16 protein-coding genes are annotated in these 19,571 nt (G+C 60.0%); 9 read left to right on the forward strand and 7 right to left on the reverse strand.

Going from position 1 to position 19,571, the window contains the following annotated elements; genetic code table 11:
* Positions 1-30: 30 nt before the first annotated feature.
* From HX814_RS27500 to HX814_RS27525, 6 genes are all read right to left on the reverse strand, one after another.
* Entirely contained in the window at positions 31-1,011 is a 981-nt protein-coding gene (locus HX814_RS27500; RefSeq protein ID WP_177009946.1) for a transketolase family protein, read from the reverse strand.
* 2 nt (positions 1,012-1,013) lie between these two features.
* On the reverse strand, positions 1,014-1,901 hold the full coding sequence (locus HX814_RS27505; protein WP_177009947.1) for a transketolase: 888 nt from the start codon (positions 1,899-1,901) through the stop codon (positions 1,014-1,016).
* Positions 1,902-1,996: 95 nt separating this feature from the next.
* Positions 1,997-3,088, reverse strand: a complete 1,092-nt coding sequence (locus HX814_RS27510; RefSeq protein ID WP_177009948.1) for a glycerol dehydrogenase — start codon at positions 3,086-3,088, stop codon at positions 1,997-1,999.
* Positions 3,089-3,218: 130 nt separating this feature from the next.
* Positions 3,219-3,911 (reverse strand): SDR family NAD(P)-dependent oxidoreductase, encoded by a 693-nt coding sequence (locus HX814_RS27515; protein ID WP_177009949.1) that lies wholly within the window; start codon positions 3,909-3,911, stop codon positions 3,219-3,221.
* A gap of 31 nt (positions 3,912-3,942) precedes the next feature.
* Positions 3,943-4,743: a shikimate dehydrogenase gene (locus HX814_RS27520; RefSeq protein WP_177009950.1), complete on the reverse strand. Its 801-nt coding sequence runs from the start codon at positions 4,741-4,743 to the stop codon at positions 3,943-3,945.
* A 29-nt stretch (positions 4,744-4,772) separates the two neighbouring features.
* On the reverse strand, positions 4,773-6,371 hold the full coding sequence (locus HX814_RS27525; protein WP_177009951.1) for a GMC family oxidoreductase: 1,599 nt from the start codon (positions 6,369-6,371) through the stop codon (positions 4,773-4,775).
* 222 nt (positions 6,372-6,593) lie between these two features.
* On the opposite strand from HX814_RS27525, the gene HX814_RS27530 reads away from it, so the two are divergent.
* The 8 genes from HX814_RS27530 to HX814_RS27565 all read left to right on the forward strand — a co-directional run bounded on the left by HX814_RS27530 (position 6,594) and on the right by HX814_RS27565 (position 16,795).
* Positions 6,594-7,745 (forward strand): glycerol dehydrogenase, encoded by a 1,152-nt coding sequence (locus HX814_RS27530; protein WP_177009952.1) that lies wholly within the window; start codon positions 6,594-6,596, stop codon positions 7,743-7,745.
* Between the two features lie 39 nt (positions 7,746-7,784).
* Positions 7,785-8,957: an iron-containing alcohol dehydrogenase gene (locus HX814_RS27535; protein ID WP_177009953.1), complete on the forward strand. Its 1,173-nt coding sequence runs from the start codon at positions 7,785-7,787 to the stop codon at positions 8,955-8,957.
* Positions 8,958-9,134: 177 nt separating this feature from the next.
* Positions 9,135-10,412, forward strand: a complete 1,278-nt coding sequence (locus tag HX814_RS27540) for a carbohydrate porin (RefSeq protein ID WP_177009954.1) — start codon at positions 9,135-9,137, stop codon at positions 10,410-10,412.
* 144 nt (positions 10,413-10,556) lie between these two features.
* Positions 10,557-12,056, forward strand: a complete 1,500-nt coding sequence (locus HX814_RS27545) for an aldehyde dehydrogenase (protein WP_177009955.1) — start codon at positions 10,557-10,559, stop codon at positions 12,054-12,056.
* 55 nt (positions 12,057-12,111) lie between these two features.
* Complete coding sequence (locus HX814_RS27550; protein WP_177009956.1) at positions 12,112-13,353, forward strand: sugar ABC transporter substrate-binding protein; 1,242 nt, start codon at positions 12,112-12,114, stop codon at positions 13,351-13,353.
* 94 nt (positions 13,354-13,447) lie between these two features.
* A complete protein-coding gene (locus HX814_RS27555) occupies positions 13,448-14,950 on the forward strand; it encodes a sugar ABC transporter ATP-binding protein (protein WP_256344149.1) in 1,503 nt (500 codons plus the stop codon).
* Positions 14,943-15,998 carry an ABC transporter permease gene (locus tag HX814_RS27560; protein ID WP_177009958.1) on the forward strand — a complete coding sequence of 352 codons (1,056 nt, stop codon included), beginning with the start codon at positions 14,943-14,945 and terminating at the stop codon, positions 15,996-15,998. The genes HX814_RS27555 and HX814_RS27560 overlap by 8 nt, the downstream gene beginning before the upstream one ends.
* Before the next feature lie 110 nt (positions 15,999-16,108).
* Complete coding sequence (locus tag HX814_RS27565) at positions 16,109-16,795, forward strand: GntR family transcriptional regulator (RefSeq protein WP_371318538.1); 687 nt, start codon at positions 16,109-16,111, stop codon at positions 16,793-16,795.
* A gap of 59 nt (positions 16,796-16,854) precedes the next feature.
* Here HX814_RS27565 and HX814_RS27570 read toward each other — a convergent pair whose 3' ends face one another.
* Positions 16,855-17,859 carry a zinc-binding dehydrogenase gene (locus HX814_RS27570; RefSeq protein WP_177009959.1) on the reverse strand — a complete coding sequence of 335 codons (1,005 nt, stop codon included), beginning with the start codon at positions 17,857-17,859 and terminating at the stop codon, positions 16,855-16,857.
* A gap of 219 nt (positions 17,860-18,078) precedes the next feature.
* Here HX814_RS27570 and HX814_RS27575 point away from each other — a divergent pair, with 219 nt between their 5' ends.
* On the forward strand, positions 18,079-19,479 hold the full coding sequence (locus HX814_RS27575) for a DHA2 family efflux MFS transporter permease subunit (protein WP_177009960.1): 1,401 nt from the start codon (positions 18,079-18,081) through the stop codon (positions 19,477-19,479).
* Positions 19,480-19,571 lie beyond the last annotated feature (92 nt).

The raw sequence follows: 19,571 nt of genomic DNA on the forward strand, positions 1-19,571 counted from the left end.
GAGCAGGCGCGCTCCCACAGGGAGGCGGTATCAGGCGTTGAGGTGTGCCAGCGCCACTTCCTCGATACCGGCGGCGTCCAGCTTGTAATGCTGGTACAGGTGGGTTGGCGGCGCGATCAGGCTGTATTCGTCGTAGATGCCGTGGCGCTTGAGCTTCACGCCGACGCCTTCGTCCGACAGCACTTCAGCCACCGCAGCGCCCAGGCCACCGAGCACGTTGTGCTCCTCGACGGTCATCATGCGTTTGCTGCGTGCAGCCGCCCGCAGGATGGCGTCGCGGTCGATCGGCTTGATCGACGCCATATCGATCACGCCCACGGAGCGGCCTTCAGCGTTCATTTTGCGGGCGGCGGCCAGCGCGGCGTGTAGGGTGATGCCGCAGGCAATGATGGTCAGCTCTTCACCTTCGATGTGCTCGTAGGCCTTGCCGAATTCAAAGACAACCCCGTCTTCGTAAACGATCGGGTCGCGACCGCGGCCGATGCGGAAATACACCGGTTTGTCATAGGTGGCCGAAGCTTTGATCGCGGCGACCAGTTGCGGGCCGTCAGCCGGTGACACCACCGCGAGGTCAGCGATCGAGCGCATGGTGGCGATGTCTTCGGTGGCGTGGTGCGAGGTGCCGTAGAAGCCCAGGGAAATACCCGTGTGGTGGCCTATCAGGCGCACCGGCTGCGCCGAGTAAGCAACGTCCATGCGGATCTGTTCGCAGCACAGCAGGCCGAGGAACGAGGCAAAGGTCGCCACGAACGGCATCACGCCACAGGTGGCCAGGCCCGCAGCGGCGGTCACCATGTTTTGCTCGGAGATACCAAATTGCAGGTAGCGCTCGGGGTACTCGGCGGCAAATTTGTTCAGGCCGTTGGAGTACTGCAAATCTGCCGAGCCGGCCATCACCGGGTAGCCGGCCTTGGTCAGCTCAATCAGCGCGTCGGACAAATACGACAGGCCCGGGTTGACGGCGTTGAGGCCACGGTACTGCCAGGAATTGGGGGAAAGAGGGGCATTCATGTTCAGATCTCCATGGCTTCAATTTCAGCGATAGCGCGTTTGGCGTCTTCCGGGTCGAGGTAACCCAGGTGCCAGCCGGGTTCGGTTTCCATGTAGGAAACGCCTTTACCCTTGACGGTCTTGGCGATGATGCACACCGGCTTGTCGCGGGTTTCATCGGCTTTTACCCGGCGCAGGGTTTCGGTCACTTCGGCAATGTTGTGGCCGTCGATGACGTGCACTTCCCAACCAAAGGCGCGCCATTTTTCGTCCAGCGGTTCGATGCCGATCACGTCGTCCACCGAGCCGTCGAGCTGGAAGCCATTGCGGTCGACAATCGCGATCAGGTGTTTGGCCTTGTGATGGGCGGCGCTCATTGCGGCTTCCCAGACCTGGCCTTCCTGCATTTCGCCGTCTCCAAGCATGACGAACACGTCATAGACTTCGCCGGTGAAGCGCTGCGCCAGGCACATGCCCAGGCCGCCGGAGAGGGCATGGCCGATGGAACCGGAAGAGAAGTCGATGCCGGGCACTTTGCGCATGTCAGGGTGATCGCCCAGAGGGCTGCCCAGGCGGGTGTATTCATCGAGCCATTCCTTGGGGAATACGCCGAGGTCCGCCAGAATCGGGAACTGCCCTACAGCGGCGTGGCCCTTGCCCATCAGGAAGCGGTCACGCCCAGGCCATTTGGGTTCGTCGGGGCGGATAGTCATCACGTCGTAGTACAGCGCCGAGAATAATTCAGCGGCGGAAAACACCGAGGTGTAGTGGCCGGTCTTGGCGATTTCAATCAGCCGGATAGTTTCCAGGCGAACAAACTTCGCACGTTCTTTCAACGTGATAATGGTCTCGGTAGAAGGCACAAAGTTGCTGGCTTTCCACTGTTCGAGTGTTTTGCGGGGTGTAGACATCTCTACCTCCAATCACAGGCATGAAATTATTGAAGTTGAACCTCAGTGGCGGGTATTGAACTTCAACCGGGTGGTGTTGCGTTCAAGGGGAGAACTTAGTGGCTCAAGCCTTCCAGCGCGCGCATCGCGCCGATCAAGTCGTTGCACGTCAATGCAGCACCTGACACCGACGCAAAGTTGCGCGCGTGCGGGGCTTTCAAGGTGGGCTCGGCGATGTGCATCAGTACCGAATCATCAACACTGATAACGCCCAGCTCAGCCAAGTTGCGCGGCAAACCGATACGTTGATAGAACCTCAACATATCGCCCATCAGTTCGGCATCGCGGTCTTCCAGTACCAGTTGCACCAACAAGCCGTACGCCACTTGCCAGCCATGCACTTGTTGTTGGGCGCCGGGGATTTTCGACAGGCCGCGCGTCATGGCGTGGGCGATGGACAGGCCACCGCTTTCGAAGCCCAGGCCACTCATCAACAGCACCGCTTCGATCAAGTGATCGAACTCGAGTGTCACCTCACCGGTACCGGCCTGGGCCAGCGCCGGTTCGGCGTATTGACGGATCACCTGGTAGCACTCACGCGCCAGAACCAGGCCGGAAAGTGCCGGGCGCGCGCCAAACATGTTCACGCCGCCGGATTTGAAGCATTGCTCGGCTTCGAACTTCTTGGTCAGCGCATCGGCGATGCCGGCCAATAGAAACTGACGCGGTGCCTGGGCGATCAGCGAGGTGTCCACCAGCACATAGCGTGGGCTGATCAGCAGGTGGCCGACCTCACTCAACTGATGGTGGGCGTCGTAGACCACATAGTTTTTCGAGGTGGGCGCGTCGTTGGAGGCTACGGTGGGCATGGTGATCAGCGCGCGGCCCGAGGTGTGGGCGAGGGCTTTGCCGGCGTCGATGCATTTACCGCCGCCGACGGCCAGGATCATGTCGAACCCGACTTGCGAGGCCGCCATTCGCAGCCCGGCAATCCCCTCGGCGGTGATTTCGCCATCGAAGGTGATGTAGTGCAACTCGACGCCGGATTGCCCGCAGGTGGCATCGAGTCGCTGGCGGATCAGGCCCAGCACATAACTGTCGATGACCACCAAGGCCCTGCGTCCGCAGTGCGCAAGGTAGGTGCCCGCTTGTGCGAGCACTTCAGTGCCCTGGACGTACCGTCCGGGCGAGCCGAAAACCAGATTCATTCAGCACCTCTCACTTCACTGCTTATTCTTATTGAAGGCTCGGCGGCAGGTCGCCGAGCGCTCGGTCTTGTTGTGATGCATGATATATCATGTTTCTAGGCGGTCAAGCACTCAATCAATCCATTGAAACTCAGGCGATGGAATACCCGCCGTCTACCGGCAACGTGGTGCCGGTGACATAGCGTGCGTTGTCCGACACCAGGAAGGCGATCACATTGGCCACGTCTTGCGGTGCGCCCCAGCTTTTCATCGGGATGCGCGCCATGATGCCTTCCGAGCGGACCGGGTCTTCAAACGCCCGCCGCGACAGGTTGGTCAGGATCCAGCCCGGAGCCACCGCGTTGGCCCGCACACCGTCGGTGGCCCAGGCCACTGCCATGCAACGCGTCAGCTCCGAAATGGCGGCTTTACTGGATGCATAGGCGGGGGTTTTGGCCGAGCCGAAAATGCCCCACATCGAGGCGAAGTTGACTACCGCGCCGCGGGCGGCCTTGAGGCCTGGCAGTGCGGCGTTGGTCATGCGCAACACGGCCGTCAGGTTCACATCCAGGACCCGACTGAAGCCTTCCTGCTCCCACTCACGGGTGTGATCGATAATCCCGGCCGCGTTGACGATGGCGTCGACCCGCTGGAACTGCTCGAAGTAGCTATTCACCGCCGCGTCATTGGTCACATCCAGTTCCTGGTAATGGATACCGTCGATGCGCTGCTCGGGTTCGCCGAGGCCGATCGTGAATACGTCATAGCCGTCAGCGAGCAGACGTTGTGCAGTGGCCAGGCCTATGCCGGAACCGCCTCCGGTGACGATTGCAGTCTTTTTCATGGTTGTTCCTTACAGGTTGGAAGAGGGCGTGTTAAACGCCGCATTTTGAAAACAGAAACTCGGCCAGCAGGTCGATCTGGCCGGTGATCATGTGCGCGCCTTTATGGATGACGCAGCCGCGCGCGGCGGCCGCGCTGAGCAGCGGGGTGATGTCAGGGTTCATAACAACTTCGCCTACCACCGTGCCGGGGGCGAGGGTGTCGACGGGCAACGGCAGCGGGTCCTGGGCTTTAAGGCCTAGGGCTGTGCCGTTAATCACCACATCAAAACCGGTGGCGTCGGCGGGGCCCGCACTGACCTGCCGATGCGGGAAAATCTGCCGCAACTCGGCGGCCAGTTCTTCGGCCTTGACCGGCGTGCGGTTGCTGATCACCAACTGTTGAATGTCTTCCGCGAGCAAGGCATGGGCGATGCCGGTCGCTGCGCCACCGGCGCCCAACAGCAGCACCCGTTTGTTGGTAAGGTCGTGGCCCTGTTTTTTCAGGCCACCGACAAAGCCATCACCGTCGAACATGCGGCCGCTGAAACGCCCGTCCGGCAAGCGTTTTGCGACGTTGCACACGTTGAGCAGGCGGGCAGTGCCCTTGAGTTCATCGCACAATTTTGCGACCTCCAGTTTGTGCGGAACAGTGACGATCACCCCCGCCAGGTTTTCAATCCCGCGCAAGCCTTCCCAGGCGGTGGCCAGGTTTTCCGGCGCGACTTCCCAGGGCACCAGCACGCCGTCGTAACCAAGCTTCTCGAGCAGCGGATTGAAAAACTCAGGCGTGCGCAGGTGTTTGGCGGGGTAGGTCAGATGGACCACGACCCGTGTTTTACCGCTGATAGGCATTGCGATGTTCCTCTGTTCTGGTCTGTGGGCTAGAAGCGAGCGGCGGCCAATGCGACGCGTCCCAGAATCATGTCCGCGGCTTTTTCACCGATCATGATGGACGGGGCATTGGTATTGCCGGAGATCAGGTTGGGCATGATCGAGGCATCGGCCACCCGCAGATTGCGCAGGCCGCGCACGCGCAATTCGGGGTCGACCACGGCCATTTCGTCGTCGCCCATCTTGCAGGTGCCCACCGGGTGGTAAACGGTCTTGGCCCGCTGGTTGATGTACGTCAGCAAGGCTGCATCGCTGCGTACGCTTACGCCAGGGAAAACCTCTTCGTCGGTGTAATTGCGCATCGCCGGCTGGGCGAGGATTTCACGTGACAGGTTCAACCCCTTGATGGCGACACGACGATCTTCCGGGTGGTCGAAGTAGCGTGGGTCAATGCGCGGCGGTGTGTCGGCCTTGTTGTCGGTCAGGCGAATTTCGCCACGGCTCATCGGGCGCAGTACGCAGGTATTGATGGTGCCGCCGGGCTTTTTGATCACCTCCTGGTCAAGATCGAAAAACACGATTGGCACAAAGTGCATCTGCGCGTTTGGCCGCTCCTGCGGGTGATCGGTGTTGACGAATGCACAGGCTTCGGTGACGTTCGAGCTGACCGGGCCGCTGCCGAACATCAGGTACTGCAAGCCATTCTTGACGGTGTTGAACGCGTTGTCCTGGCCGTAGTAACCGTACTTGCCATGGCAGTAGGCGATGGTGCCGACCTCGGCGTGGTCTTGCAGGTTCTGCCCGACACCGGGCAGCGAATGGCGCAGTGGGATGCCATGGCGTTCCAGCTCATCGCTCGGCCCGATACCGGACAGCATCAACAATTTGGGTGACTGAATGGCGCCGGCGCTGAGGATCACTTCCTTGGTGCAACGAGCCTCTATCACCTGGCCTTTGTGGAGGTATTCGACGCCCACGGCCTGGTCGCGCTCAATCAGCACGCGCTGCACGGTGGCGTCGGTGATAACGGTCAGGCGGTCGGACTTTTCAGCCGCGCGCAGATAAGCCACTGCCGCACTGCAACGGCGATTGTTGCGCGCGGTGATCTGGTTGAAGCCGACGCCGTTCTGGCGCTCTCCGTTGAAGTCCGGCGTGAAGGGAATCCCGGCCTGCTGCGCGGCACGCACAAAGCCCCGGGACAGTTCGCATACCTGCTTGAGATCTGAGACACCCAGCGGGCCGCCAGTGGCGTGGTAGCCATTATCGAAGCGCTCATTGTCTTCAGCGCGCATGAAGTAGGGCAGTACGTCGCGAAAGGACCAGCCGTTGCAGCCGCCCGCTGCCCAGTCGTCGTAATCCTCGTGTTGCCCGCGGATGTAGATCAACGCATTCACCGAACTTCCACCGCCCAATACACGGCCCTGGGGAAGAATGCGTTTGCGCCCGTCCATGGTCGTTTGTGGTTGGGTTTCGTGGCGTGAAAGCAGGGGGCTGGACAGCAACCGGGTGAAGCCGGCCGGAATGTGGATCAGCGGGTGGGTGTCGCGCGGCCCGGCCTCAATGAGCAAAACCGAGGCGCCAGCTTCGATCAATCGACCGGTCAACGCGCAGCCCGCAGAGCCGCCTCCAATGACAACGTAATCGTGCATGTGTGTCTCCGTGCAAGGCCATTCTTATTTTCATGCATCATATATCTTCGATCCCCCCAGGCGTCAACCCGAGTAATTTGCTGTTCGCAAACGGGGTAAAAAATCCTTGGTGGCTGAAATTAAATATGATATATCATCCATCCGCTGCGGGCTGAACCTCGCGCAACCGTCCTCAAAGCAATAACAAAAAGCCTCCACGAAGAGGCCAGGATGAAGGTTGATATGACACAGATATTTGCTGCACCCGGCCGCTACATTCAGGGCTATAAAGAGCTCGATCGTCTTCACCGACATGTCGCCTGGTTTGGCCGCAGGTTATTGGTGGTGACCACCCAGGGGCGTCACGACAGCCTGAAGCAAACGCTGAGTACCAGCTTCGAGGCTGAGCAGATCCAATTGCACTACGCGATTTTCAGTGGCGAAGTCACCCGCCAGGAAATCCAGCGACTTGCCGCAAGCATGCACACCCATGCATGCGACGGCGTGATTGGCGTGGGTGGAGGCAAAGTCCTGGACGCCGCCAAGGCCGTGGCAAATCAAGCCCGGGTGCCGCTGTGTATCGTGCCCACGATTGTTTCCAACGACGCGCCCACCAGTTCGCTTTCGGTGCTCTACACCGAACAAGGCGCGTTTGACGATGTGCTGTTTTATGAACGCAGCCCCGACGTAGTGGTGGTGGATACCTGGATCATCGCGCAGGCCCCGGTGCGCCTGTTGGTGGCCGGGATGGGCGATGCGCTGTCGACTTACTTTGAAGCCCGCACCTGCGTTGAATCCTACCGGGATAACTTTCTTGGCAACGCCGGTGCCGGGATGAAGCAGGGCGGCACCGGCGCCAAAGCCACATTGACCTCAATGGCTATCGCCGAGCTGTGCTACCGCGTGCTGCTCGAAGACGGGCTGCAAGCCAAGCGCGCCGCTGAAAACCGCTGCGTGACCAAAGCCTTCAATCGTGTAGTGGAAGCCAATGCCTTGATGAGCGGCATTGGTTTTGAGAGCAATGGCGTGGCCACCGCCCACGCAGTGTATTGCGGGTTCAGCGAACTGGGCTGCCGCGCGACGATGTACCACGGCGAATACGTGGCCTTCGGCACCTTGGTGATGCTGGTGCTGGAAGGCAAATCCAGTGGTGAACTGGATGCGGTATTGAGGTTCTGCCTGAGCATCGGTTTGCCGGTCACCTTCGAAGACCTCGGCCTGGCCGACATCACTCCACACGAACTCGACTGCGTGGCGCGCACCGCCGCCGACCCGAACCAGACCAGCAAGGTCGAGCCGTTCGAGGTCACCTTCGATGAAATGAAAGCCGCGCTGATCTCGGCCAGCGACCTTGGCGAACTCTATAAAAAGGGCGACTCGTTGCGGGCGGGCTGAACCCGTTTGCAACGCATGCCCACAACAAAAGGTGAACTGATGAAAGCATTTCAGGCAAATCTTCCGGTCACGCTCGATTTTGAAGTCGGGTCGATCAAGCGCATGGGTGAAAAGGTCCAGCCGTTCGGCAAGCACGTGTTTCTGATGGTGGACCCGTTTCTTCAGGGCAGTGACCTGGTTGCGCAAATTACCGGCAGTTTCGCCGAGCACGGCATCGCGTTTATCGAGTTCTACGACATCGTGCCCAACCCCCGGCATACCACGATCGATCGCGCGGTGGCGCTGGTGCGCGAAGCGGGCTGCGACGTGGTGGTCGCGGTAGGCGGCGGCAGTGCAATCGACTCGGCCAAAGCCGTTGCACTGGTTGCCGTGCACGGCGGTAATTGCTGGGACTACACCGAGCGCCTGGGCGAGGCCGTCACTCGGCCGCAAAGCCGCGGGCTGCCGCTGCTGGTGGTCCCGACCACCTCCGGGACCGGTACCGAAGCAACGCCGTTTGCGGTGATCAACAACCCCGAACTGGGCCTTAAGTGCGCCATCGTCAACCCGTTCATCTACCCGGATGTTGCGCTGGTGGACCCGCAGGTGCTGGTTTCCAAACCGCCGAAGCTGACCGCGTTGACGGCGGTCGATACCTTCTGCCATGCGCTTGAGGCGTACATCAGTATTCACTGCACGCCCTGGGTGGAGATGGTGGCCCTGGAGTCGATCCGTTTGTTTGCCGCGAACGCCCGGCGTTGCATCGAGCAGGGCGATGACCTTGAAGCGCGCGCGCGAATGGCCTTTGCCTCGACCCTGGGAGGCATGGCCATTGCGAGCGCGGGTGTCACCGTTTCCCATGCCTTGGGCCAACCGCTGGGGGCAATGACCGATGCACCTCATGGCGGCACCGTCGCGGCCAGCACACCGTATGTGATTGGCTGGACGCTGCCGGTGTGCGCAGACAAGTTCGCCCGCGTGGCCGAGATTCTCGACCCGTCGACGCTCAGCCTGTCGCAGCTGGAACGGGCGCAGCGCCTGCCTGGCATTCTGCAAAAGCTGTTCACGTCGCTGGGCGTCACCGACACATTCCGCAGCTATGGCCTGCAGGAACATCAAATCGACGATTTTGCTCACACCGTATGGACCAGTTTCAACCAGGACCTGGCCTGTCATCCGAAGAAGATCAACAGTAAAGAGGAGGTCGCCGACATCATAAGAATGTGTTTTTAACCTGCGGGTGCAGTCACCGCTGATCGACTGTTGATCGGCGGGGCATCCAGCTTCAAGGGAAGTTCTGAAGACGTTGTTTCACCAACCCGTTAGTTGGGTTGGTGGGGTTTTGCATGCTCGAAAAACACTATTAGCGATAAAAAACCAACAATAAAAATAGTTTCGGGAAATATAAAAATGAAAAAAATCACAGTGGCCGGAGTCGGGTTGTTGAGTGCTTGCGTATTCTCCAGCGCCCACGCGCAGGGCTATTCGCCGAACAACTTTCTGTTGGGTGACTGGAATGGCGAGCGCACCCGTTTGCATGATCAGGGTGTGGATTTCCAGCTGACCTACGTCAACGAACTGGCCTACAACACCCAGGGTGGGGAGGAGCACAAAGGGACGTACAGCGATCAGTTGATGGCCGACACTCAATTCGATTTGCAGAAGCTCTTTGGCTGGAAGGGCGCGTCGTTTCGCATGACTCTCAGCAACCGTAACGGTGAAAGCCTGACGTCCGAGGCCAAAACCAATACGTTGCTGGCGGCTCAGGAAATCTATGGATATGGCAGCGTCACGCGGCTAGTGCAGTTCTACTACCAGCAAGCGCTGATGGATGACCGGCTGGTGGTCAAACTCGGCCGCTTGCCCATGAGCGGCGATGTATTCCCGTTTTCCTGCAAGTTCCAGAACCTGACCTTTTGCGGCGCGGTGCCCGGTTACATCACGCCTAACTGGTTCACCTGGCCGGTCAGCCAGTGGGGCACGGCGGTGTCGGCCAAGCTGACAGATGAACTGGCCTTGAACACGTCGCTGTATCAGGTTAACCCTCGGTTTACCGAAAATTCACAAGGGCTGAATTTTGGCAGCCCGTCGGGCACGACGGGTTATCTGGCCGTGGGCGAACTGGCCTGGACGCCGACCTTGAACGGCATGCCCGGCACCTATCGGGTCGGCATCTGGCGCAACACCGGCGACTTCAATGACGTCTACCGCGACGTCAACCATCAACCGATCGGCCTCACCGGCAACGCGCCCGAACAGCACGAATCAGCCAGCGGTTACTACGCCATGGCCGAGCAACGGGTCTACCAGGACTTGGATAACCGCGCCCGTGGCGTGACGGTGTTTGCCAATTTCATTCAATCGGGTCGAGACGTGTCCTACGTGGAAAAGGTCTGGCACGCCGGCGCATTTGTCAGCGGGCCTTTCGCCGGGCGCCCTCAGGATGAGCTCGGCTTGGCGATCGGTCGGCTGGAAGTGAATGAAAAGTCCGCACAACGCATTCGTCAGCAAAGCGGCTACACCCAAACCGCCCCTGACACGGAATACCCGATGGAGTTGTACTACGGCATTGCGGTCACGCCAGCCCTGACCCTGCGGCCAAACGTGCAATACACCAGCAACCCTGGCGGCTTGAGCGGCGATAAAAGCGTGGTGGTCTTCGGGCTCAAAACTGAAGTCAGTTTCTGACGGATTGCACGGCGTTAAAGAACAGGACTTGTGAATAAAACACCCTGAATACGGACACTTCCACGCTTGCGATTTAGATAATGCATGATATATCTTCAGTCGTCGCGTAGGCCCAAAACAAGATTGAACAGGAGACGCAACAGCATGAACACTCTCGTTGATATCGCTGCGGTACAGCAGCGTGTCGCCAGCCTGAAATTGCCCGGGCAAGCCTTCATCAATGGCCGTTTTGTCGATGCCTTGAGCGGTGAAACCTTTGCCAATATTTCCCCGCGTAACGGCCAGGTACTGAACTACGTAGCGTCCTGCCAGGCCGAAGATGTCGACCTTGCCGTCAAGGTTGCGCGCCAGGCGTTCGACAATGGCGTGTGGTCGCAATTGGCGCCGAAGGAACGCAAGAAAGTCATGCTGCGCTTTGCTGCGTTGTTCGAGCAGCACATGCTCGAACTTGCGCTGCTTGAGACGCTGGACATGGGCAAGCCAGTGTCTGAAAGCGCCGGTTTCGACGTGCATGCGGTGCTTGAATGTCTGCAGTGGTATGCCGAGTGCTGCGACAAGGTCTACGACGAAATCGCACCGTCCGGCCCGGGCGCCCTGGGCATGATTACCCGCGAGGCCATCGGTGTCGTTGCCGCCGTAACACCGTGGAACTTCCCGATGCTGATGGCGATGTGGAAAGTCGCACCGGCCCTGGCGATGGGTAACTCGGTAATTCTCAAGCCCGCCGAACAATCGCCACTGACCGCGTTGCGGATTGCCGAACTGGCCGCACAGGCGGGCATCCCGCCGGGTGTGTTCAACGTGCTGCCGGGCTTTGGTCCTACCGCCGGCCGCGCCCTGGGCTTGCACATGGACGTCGACACGCTGGTCTTCACCGGGTCCGGAGAGGTGGGCAAATTGTTCCTGCAGTATTCGGGACAGTCGAACATGAAACGGGTGTGGCTGGAGTGCGGTGGCAAGACCCCGAATATTATTCTCAATGACTGCCGTGACCTGGAAAAGGCCGCGACCACTGCCGCCAAATCGATGTTTTTCAACCAGGGCGAAGTATGCGTTGCGCCGTCGCGGCTGATTGTCGAGGAGGGGATTCGCGACGAGTTTGTTGCCCAGGTGCTGAAGGTGGCCCGCACGATCGCCATCGGTGACCCGCTCGACCCGGCGACGCAGTTGGGCGCCATGGTCGACAAGGCCCAGATGGATCGCGTGCTGGGTTACATCAGGAAAGGCTCGGAGGAGGGTGCCCGCATCATCCTTGGCGGCGAACGTTCCAGCGGCGCGTTGGCCGACGGGTTTTTCATCCCTCCGACGATTTTTGATCACGTGACCAACGACATGACCATCGCCCGGGAAGAAATTTTCGGCCCGGTGCTGTCGGTCATTACTGCCAGGGATCACCTGGACGCGGTACGCATCGCCAATGACTCGCCCTACGGTCTGGCTGCCAGCCTGTGGACCAGCGACCTGTCGCGGGCCCACTCGATCATTCGCTCGCTGCGTGCGGGCAGTGTCTGGGTCAACTGTTTCGACGGCGGCGACATCACCATGCCGTTTGGTGGCTACAAGCAATCGGGCAACGGCCGCGACCGGTCGCTGCACGCGCTGGACAAATACTCGGAGCTCAAATCCGCCTGGATCGAGTTCTAGAGCCGACTGCAAGGCCCGTCACACCGTTCACATCAGCGCATTGGAGAATAATAATATGAAGCTGTCCGTTGCTCGTTCGATCACCACGTTTACCTTGGCAACGCTTATCGGCACCCAGGTCTGGGCCGCCAACAAACATGAAATCTATAGCTTGATACCCAACACGGCATTGTCTGGGGTGATTGACCCTGACATGCCGGACCGCACCTCGATCAACAAAGCCTTGCCGCTAAAAAAAAAGGGCGAGCGCCTGCGCATCGGCTGGACTGAGATCACCCTGGGCAACCCCTGGTTTGTCTCGATGATCGACGACTCGAAAACCATCGCGAAAAAGTACAACTACGATATCGAGTTGCAAGTAGCAGACAGTGATGTCGCCAAGCAGAGCGCCCAGGTCGATAACTTCATTACCCTGGGTGTCGATCTTATCGTGATCGACCCTACCGATGTCCTCGGTTCGGTGTCGGACGTCGAGCGTGCCGTGGCTGCAGGGATTCCAGTGATTACCGTGGGTACCGCCCCGGATGCCAGGGCGCCGGTGATCACCACCAGCACCGGAAATCCCTATGGCAGTGGCTTTGAAGCGGGCCGTTATGTGGCCTCCAAATCCGATCCGGCCAAAGTCATCAATGCCGCGATGGTGATTGGTGTGATGGGCAACTCCACCTCCGAAAGTCGCCTCAATGGGATGATCTCCGGCCTGGTTTATGCCCGCTCGCAAGAGCGCAAGTTGGGTTTGTCCAAAGAAGACGCGATGCTCAAGGGCTTCAAGTTGTTCCAGCAAGTGAAGGCCAAAGGCAGCTTCAGCTGGCCCGAAGGTGGCTTCAACGTGCTGGCGTGGGGGCGTGGTGACTGGACCGAAGAAGGGGGCCTGGCCGCCACCGAAGACATCCTCGCGTCCCAAGGCGACAAGCTCAACCTGGTGTTGGCTGAAAACGACTTCATCGCGATCGGTGCAATCAACGCCCTGGAAAACGCCGGCAAGAAAAACAGCGTGATGGTTGCGTCCGCCGCCGGCAGTTTCCGGGTGGCGCTGGACTTGATCAAGCAAGGAAAATTGCTGGTGAGCGCCACCAACAGTGGCTCGGAAACCGGCGTGGCGGCGATCGAGTTGATCCACCAGATGCTGGACAAGGGCCTGGACGCGAACAACCTGCCGCTGGCGTCTTACTTCCCTGTCACGCTGATCACGCCCGACAACGTCGACACCTATATCAAGGCCGACAGCCTGCCACCGTCCACCGACAACGTTCCGCCGTTCCGCTCGATCGAGCAGATCAAGGCCGCGATGAAATGATTTTGCGGGGTTGAACCGGCCTGTTGCTGCTGCCTTTGACGGCGGTGACAGGTCGATCTGCGACAGTTTATAGACGGTGAAGACAATGAATGCGATGCACAAACCAGCCGTAGAGATGCAAGACATCTCGAAGAAATTCGGTGGTATCAGCGCCCTGAGCAATGCCAGTTTTTCGGCACGTGCGGGTGAAATCCATGCACTGATGGGGGAAAACGGCGCGGGCAAGTCAACTTTGATGAAAATCCTGGCCGGGGCCTATGTGCGTGACGCCGGCGGCGTCAGCCTGAACGGTGAGCACGTCGATATCCGTAAACCTGCGGATGCGCTCAAGCTGGGCATTTCGATTATCTACCAGGAGTTTGCCCTGGCCCCGCACCTGTCGGTGGCCGAGAACATCTGCATCGACGACCTGGGCAAGAGCAAGGGCTTTGTGCAGTGGGCCGCCATGCGCAAAAAAGCACGGGCGATTCTGAATGAGCTGGGGTTCAGCGATATTGATGTTCGCCAGCCGGTCGGCAGCTTGCCGGTGGCGTACCAGCAGGCGGTCGAGATCTGCAAGGCACTGTCACGCAACTCATCGGTGCTGGTGTTTGACGAGCCGACGGCGGTCCTGACCTCCCATGAGGCCGAAAAGCTGTTCAGGATCCTGGATGAGTTGCGTCGCAAAGGCGCTTGCATCGTGTACGTCTCGCACCGCATGGATGAAATCTTCCGGATCTGCGATCGCGCCACGGTGCTCAAGGACGGCAAGACCGTCGGCACGATGGAGTTGGCCGACATTACCGAGCGCGGGCTGATCAAGATGATGATCGGCCGGGAACTCAGCGATTTGTTCCCGCCGCGCAATAGCCAGGTCGGCGAAGTACTGCTCAAGGTCGAAAACCTGTGTGCCGGGCGGCTGGTGCGTGATGTGAGCTTTGAGGTGCGTGCCGGCGAAGTGCTGGGCTTTTGCGGACTGGTCGGCGCGGGGCGCACGGAAACCATGCGAGCGATTTTCGGTGCCGACAAAAAAACTGCCGGCACCCTGCGACTCAATGGGCAAGAGATCTACAACCGCACACCACGGGAGGCGATTGCCAATGGCATCGGCCTGTTGCCCGAAGACCGGAAACATCAGGGCGTGCTGCTGGAAATGTCCATCAGGGTCAATGGCGCGCTTCGCCCCGACAGCCCCTATACCGGGCGCATGGGCTGGATCGCCAACACCCGAGAGACCCGTGGCATCGAAGCCTTGCGCCAGCAACTGGCGGTCAAGACCCACTCGATAGAGCAGTTGGTGGGTGACCTTTCAGGCGGCAATCAGCAGAAAGTCGCGCTGATGAAATGGGTGGACGCAGGATGTCGCGTGTTGATCCTCGACGAACCGACTCGCGGTGTGGATGTGGGGGCAAAAACTGAAATCTACCGGGTGATCAATGACCTCGCCGAGCAGGGTGTGGCGATCATCATGGTGTCTTCGGAAATGATTGAAATCATTGGCATGTGTGATCGCGTGCTGGTGATGCGCGAAGGCGTGGTCGCCGGCGAACTGGCGGGTGAACGCATTAAAGAACAAGAAATGATTTGCCTGGCGATGGGAGTCGAGCACCATGAGTAACCCCAATTCCAAGCTGGCCCCGGCCGAGCTTGTGCAGCAAAACAGCCGGCCCGATGACGGCAAGGCAAACCGGCGCTCGTTGCAGCGCTTGTTCCTGGAGCACAACGCGCTGGTGATGCTGGTGCTGCTGGCGATTGTTGCCAGCGTGCTTTCCGCAGACTTCTTCACGTATCAGAACATCGGCAACCTGCTGCGCCAGCTGACCCCGTTGTTATTGGTCAGCATCGGCATGTTGATTGTGATCCTGACGGCGGGCATCGACCTGTCCGTTGCTTCGGTGGCTGCCGTGGGCGGCATCGTTGTGGCGATGACCCTCAACGTCATACCGGTCGATGGCAGCCTGGGTTTGCTGTTGGCCGTCGGGGTGGCGGTGGCCTCCGGGGTATTGATGGGGTTGGTGACCGGTACGTTTATCGCGTATTTCCGCATGGCGCCGTTTATCGCGACCCTGGCCATGATGACGGTTGCCCGTGGCCTGGCATTCATTCTGTCGAATGGCCAGCCGCAACGGCTGGACGACAAGCTGGTCAGCGCTCAACTGCTGCGCGATTTCGGTCGACTGGCCGACGGTGTGCTCGGTGTGCCGTGGCCCGTATGGCTGGCGGCGCTGGTGACGGTGGTGTTCGCGTTAATCCTGCGCTACAACGCCTACGGCCGCCTGACGATTGCCAGCGGCAGCAACGAAACCGCGGTACGCCTGGCAGGCATTCCGGTGGAGCGCTACAAACTGGCAGCCTACGGGATTTGCGGTGGCCTTGCGGCACTGGCCGGGGTGGTGATCGCTTCGCGTTCTGGGGTCGCGACGCCTAGCGCCGGGATGGCCCTGGAGCTGGACGCAATCGCCGCCTGCGTCATCGGCGGTGCGTTGCTGACCGGGGGCAAGGGCACGATTTTCTACACGCTGGTGGGCGTACTGGTGTTGGGGTTGATCGGCAATATCATGAACCTGTTGAGTGTGCCGGCCTATCCGCAGCAGATCATTAAGGGCGCAATCATCGTGATAGCCGTGTTGTTGCAGGGCGTGGGTCGTCGTGATTCACGGATTTAAGGGATTCGCCTGCCGGAGTGGCAGGCGTAATTTGATGATGTATCATGCGTTATCCGCGCCCCGGGCCAGCTTTTGCTCGGCGGCGCACCATCATCGTTCATGGAGATCGAGTGACAGTGACCGTGCATAAGCCCATTGATAAAGGCAACTTGAGCGAACGCGTGTATTCCATCATCCGCACCGCGTTGATGGACGGACAATATCAACCCGGCGATCGCCTGCGCATCAGCACGCTGGCGGAGGAGTTCGGTGTATCGATCACGCCTGTGCGCGAAGCGATCTTTCGCCTGGTCAGCGACCATGCGTTGGATATGAAGGCGGCGACCTCAATCTACGTGCCGGAACTGACGGTCAGCCAACTGCGTGAAATCCAGCTGATCCGCCACCTGCTGGAAGGCGAGGCGGCCGGCGTAGCGGCCCAGCGCATTACCAAGCCCGAACTGGAAAAGCTCGAAGGTATCCAGGATGCGTTCCAGAAAGCGGTGTCCGTCGACTACAAACAGGCGGCGCTGCTGAACCGGGAGTTTCACTTTGGATTGATCTCTGCGGCGCGTATGCCCGTAGTATCGAAGACCCTGGAAAACATGTGGGTCATCATGGGGCCGCTGCTCAGCAGATTTCACGCCGAGGTGCCCAAGCGGGAATTGGGCAGTGCCCAGCATAAGCACTTCGAAGTCCTGGAAGGCTTGCGCACCCGTGATTCGGCCAAAGCCAAAGGCGCGTTGCAGGCCGATATCGCCTGGGGCGAGTTGATGATTGACTGGCTTGAGAAAAAGGAAAACCTGGCGGAGGCATAATCCTCAGTAGTCAGGTTGTCGCCCGGGTTCCGGTCAGGGGAACCCAGGCGTTTTGGTTTTTACCGGGGGGTGTCGGAGGGGCTCAAGTGGGCAATCCATTTGCCACCGTCGGCGCCTTGCTTGAGCGCCCGCAACGCTTGCGGCAGCTCATGGAAGTCGAAGGCTTGGCGCTTGGGCGCCACCAGGCTGGCGTCCAGCAAACCGCCGAGTAGCCGTTCGCCATTTCGCCGCAGCACCTGTCGATCGTGCTGGCTGGCGTGGGCATGAAAGCTGTTGAGCGCCACTTCATGCAAGGAAATAGCGGTGCTGAACGCGGGCAATGGCGCCGCTTCCTGACGATCCTGAATGCACACCAGGTGACCGTTGTAACCCAGCAACGGCGCGAGGCTCGCCGCATGTTCGCCGCTGACCGTGTCAAACACAGCGTACAGGCGACGCTCGCCCAGGACGGCCTCTAGCTCTTGCTGCCACTTCGCGTCGCGGTAGTCGAAAACCCCCACGGCGCCCAGTGCTTTCAAGCGTGAATGGTGAGCGGTGGAAGCGGTGGCCCATACTCGAAACCCGCGCTGTGCCGCCAGTTGCACCAGCAACAAACCTACGGCGCCCCCAGCGCCCACCACCAATACATCGCGGGAACTGGCCGCGGGCACTTTGTCGAGGGCCTGCCACGCGGTCAGACCTGGGCAAGGCAAGGACGCCGCGGCGCCATCGTCGAGTGCCGCTGGCACCACCAGCACAGTTGCGGCATCCAGCAGGCAAAACTCGGCGAAACTGCCGTCGCGATCCAGCGATTGGTGGTAGGCCACACGGGTACCAGGCTTGATCTGCACACCGGTGCCGGCCGCGACGACGACGCCCATGCCATCCACGCCCGGCACGTGGCCGGTTTTCCATGCCGGGTGACCCCACTCGATGATTTTCCAGTCGACGGGGTTCAACGCCACGGCGTGGTTGGCCACCAGGACTTCGCCCGGGCCAGGTTGCACGAGAAGTTTGCGGATCAGTTGTAAACCGTCGATGCCTTTGCCAGCGGTCCAGGACCAGGCGGCGAAATCAGCGTGCATTGTGAGTCCTCATGAACGTCGTTGCGTGGTCATGGATGCGCCACACGTTAGACCGGTAGTATCCCTTCAGCCTTGCGTGAGCAAAACGTCGATTGCGGAAAAGGTCTTGTGATCAGAAATCACCAATGCACTGAATATACTGGCGCCCGTGCCGTGAGGCCGCGCATTAAAAACCCGCTTATTGATAAAGTGCCGATTCGAAACCATGAGTGAACAGCAATGACGTCGACCTCCCAACGCCGCTCAACCCTGATTGCCTTGTTGGTCGCCGTCACCTTCTTCATGGAGAACCTCGATGCCACCGTGATCGCGACCGCGTTGCCGGACATCGCCAAAACCTTCGGCGTGGGCGCGGTGGACGTGAACATCGGTATGAGCGCCTACATGGTCGCCGTCGCGGTGTTCATTCCCATCAGCGGCTGGCTGGCCGACCGCTTTGGCTCGCGGCGGGTATTCGGTTGGGCAATCGTGCTGTTCAGCCTGTCGTCACTGCTGTGCGGGTGGAGCGACAGCCTGCAGACCTTCGTCGCCGCGCGCGTGTTGCAGGGCATCAGCGGCGCGATGATGGTGCCGGTGGGGCGCCTGGCGGTGCTGCGGGCTACCGAGAAAAAAGACCTGGTGCGGGCGATTTCATTCATCACCTGGCCCGGCCTGGTGGCGCCGATACTCGGGCCGCCTGTGGGCGGGTTTATCGTTACCCACGCGTCCTGGCCGTGGATTTTCTACCTCAACCTGCCGCTGGGCCTGCTGGCGCTGATTGCCACGCTGGTACTGATCCCCAAACACGACGAGGTCACGTCCCGCTCATTCGATTTCAGCGGCTTCCTGCTGGTGGGTGTCGCCAGCGCGGCGCTGTTGTACGGCGTGGAACTGCTCGGGCAAAGCCGTGGCAGCTTGTTGCAGGGCCTGTTACTCAGCGCTGCAGGCGTAATGCTCGGCGCCTTTGCCTGGCGCCATATGCGCCGGCATGCCCAACCATTGCTGGCGCTGGGTGTGGTGAGTGTGCGCACGTTCAGTGTGTGCCTGTGCGGCGGGTCGATTTTCCGGGTGGCCATCAGCACCTTGCCGTTCCTGCTGCCGCTGATGTTTCAACTGGCGTTCGGCCTTTCTGCATTCGATGCGGGGTTGCTGGTGCTCGCGGTATTTGCCGGCAACCTGGCGATGAAGCCGTTCACCACGGCGGTGATGCAGCGCTGGGGCTTTCGCTCGGTGCTGATGATCAACGGCATCCTTGGCGTGCTCGCGATTGCGGCCTGTGCGCTGCTGGACGAGCGCATGAGCTGGACGCTGATCCTGTTCATTCTGTTCGTGGGTGGCCTGTCACGCTCCATGCAGTTCACCTTGTTCAATACCCTGGGGTTCGCCGATATACCCAAGGCGCAGATGAGCGACGCCTCAACCTTGTTCAGCATGTTCTTCCAGTTGAGCATGGCCATGGGCGTTGCGATTGGCGCGCTGTTGTTACGTTTTGCCATGAATTTTCACGGCAATACCGGGCAGGCCGCCACCGCCGATTTCCAGCTGACGTTTCTTCTAGTGGCGGTGATCGCCGGCGTGGCGCTGCTGGATAACCTGCGGCTGCCGCCCCAGGCCGGTGAGTCGGTTTTGCAGCGAAAGTGAACCCACGATACCTTCGGGGTATGACGCAACACCTATTGAATATTGGACGGTTTGCGTCCCCCGCATCACTCTGCGGTGAAGTACATACGCAG

This window comes from Pseudomonas sp. C8002, from assembly GCF_013385765.1.
In the GTDB taxonomy this organism is placed as follows: Bacteria; Pseudomonadota; Gammaproteobacteria; order Pseudomonadales; family Pseudomonadaceae; genus Aquipseudomonas.

Excerpts from the sequence above, each read along its gene's own strand:
- HX814_RS27500 (WP_177009946.1), bottom strand. The coding sequence starts at position 1,011 with ATGAATGCCCCTCTTTCCCCCAATTCCTGGCAGTACCGTGGCCTCAAC.
- HX814_RS27505 (WP_177009947.1), bottom strand. The coding sequence starts at position 1,901 with ATGTCTACACCCCGCAAAACACTCGAACAGTGGAAAGCCAGCAACTTT.
- HX814_RS27510 (WP_177009948.1), bottom strand. The coding sequence starts at position 3,088 with ATGAATCTGGTTTTCGGCTCGCCCGGACGGTACGTCCAGGGCACTGAA.
- HX814_RS27515 (WP_177009949.1), bottom strand. The coding sequence starts at position 3,911 with ATGAAAAAGACTGCAATCGTCACCGGAGGCGGTTCCGGCATAGGCCTG.
- HX814_RS27520 (WP_177009950.1), bottom strand. The coding sequence starts at position 4,743 with ATGCCTATCAGCGGTAAAACACGGGTCGTGGTCCATCTGACCTACCCC.
- HX814_RS27525 (WP_177009951.1), bottom strand. The coding sequence starts at position 6,371 with ATGCACGATTACGTTGTCATTGGAGGCGGCTCTGCGGGCTGCGCGTTG.
- HX814_RS27530 (WP_177009952.1), top strand. The coding sequence starts at position 6,594 with ATGACACAGATATTTGCTGCACCCGGCCGCTACATTCAGGGCTATAAA.
- HX814_RS27535 (WP_177009953.1), top strand. The coding sequence starts at position 7,785 with ATGAAAGCATTTCAGGCAAATCTTCCGGTCACGCTCGATTTTGAAGTC.
- HX814_RS27540 (WP_177009954.1), top strand. The coding sequence starts at position 9,135 with ATGAAAAAAATCACAGTGGCCGGAGTCGGGTTGTTGAGTGCTTGCGTA.
- HX814_RS27545 (WP_177009955.1), top strand. The coding sequence starts at position 10,557 with ATGAACACTCTCGTTGATATCGCTGCGGTACAGCAGCGTGTCGCCAGC.
- HX814_RS27550 (WP_177009956.1), top strand. The coding sequence starts at position 12,112 with ATGAAGCTGTCCGTTGCTCGTTCGATCACCACGTTTACCTTGGCAACG.
- HX814_RS27555 (WP_256344149.1), top strand. The coding sequence starts at position 13,448 with ATGCACAAACCAGCCGTAGAGATGCAAGACATCTCGAAGAAATTCGGT.
- HX814_RS27560 (WP_177009958.1), top strand. The coding sequence starts at position 14,943 with ATGAGTAACCCCAATTCCAAGCTGGCCCCGGCCGAGCTTGTGCAGCAA.
- HX814_RS27570 (WP_177009959.1), bottom strand. The coding sequence starts at position 17,859 with ATGCACGCTGATTTCGCCGCCTGGTCCTGGACCGCTGGCAAAGGCATC.
- HX814_RS27575 (WP_177009960.1), top strand. The coding sequence starts at position 18,079 with ATGACGTCGACCTCCCAACGCCGCTCAACCCTGATTGCCTTGTTGGTC.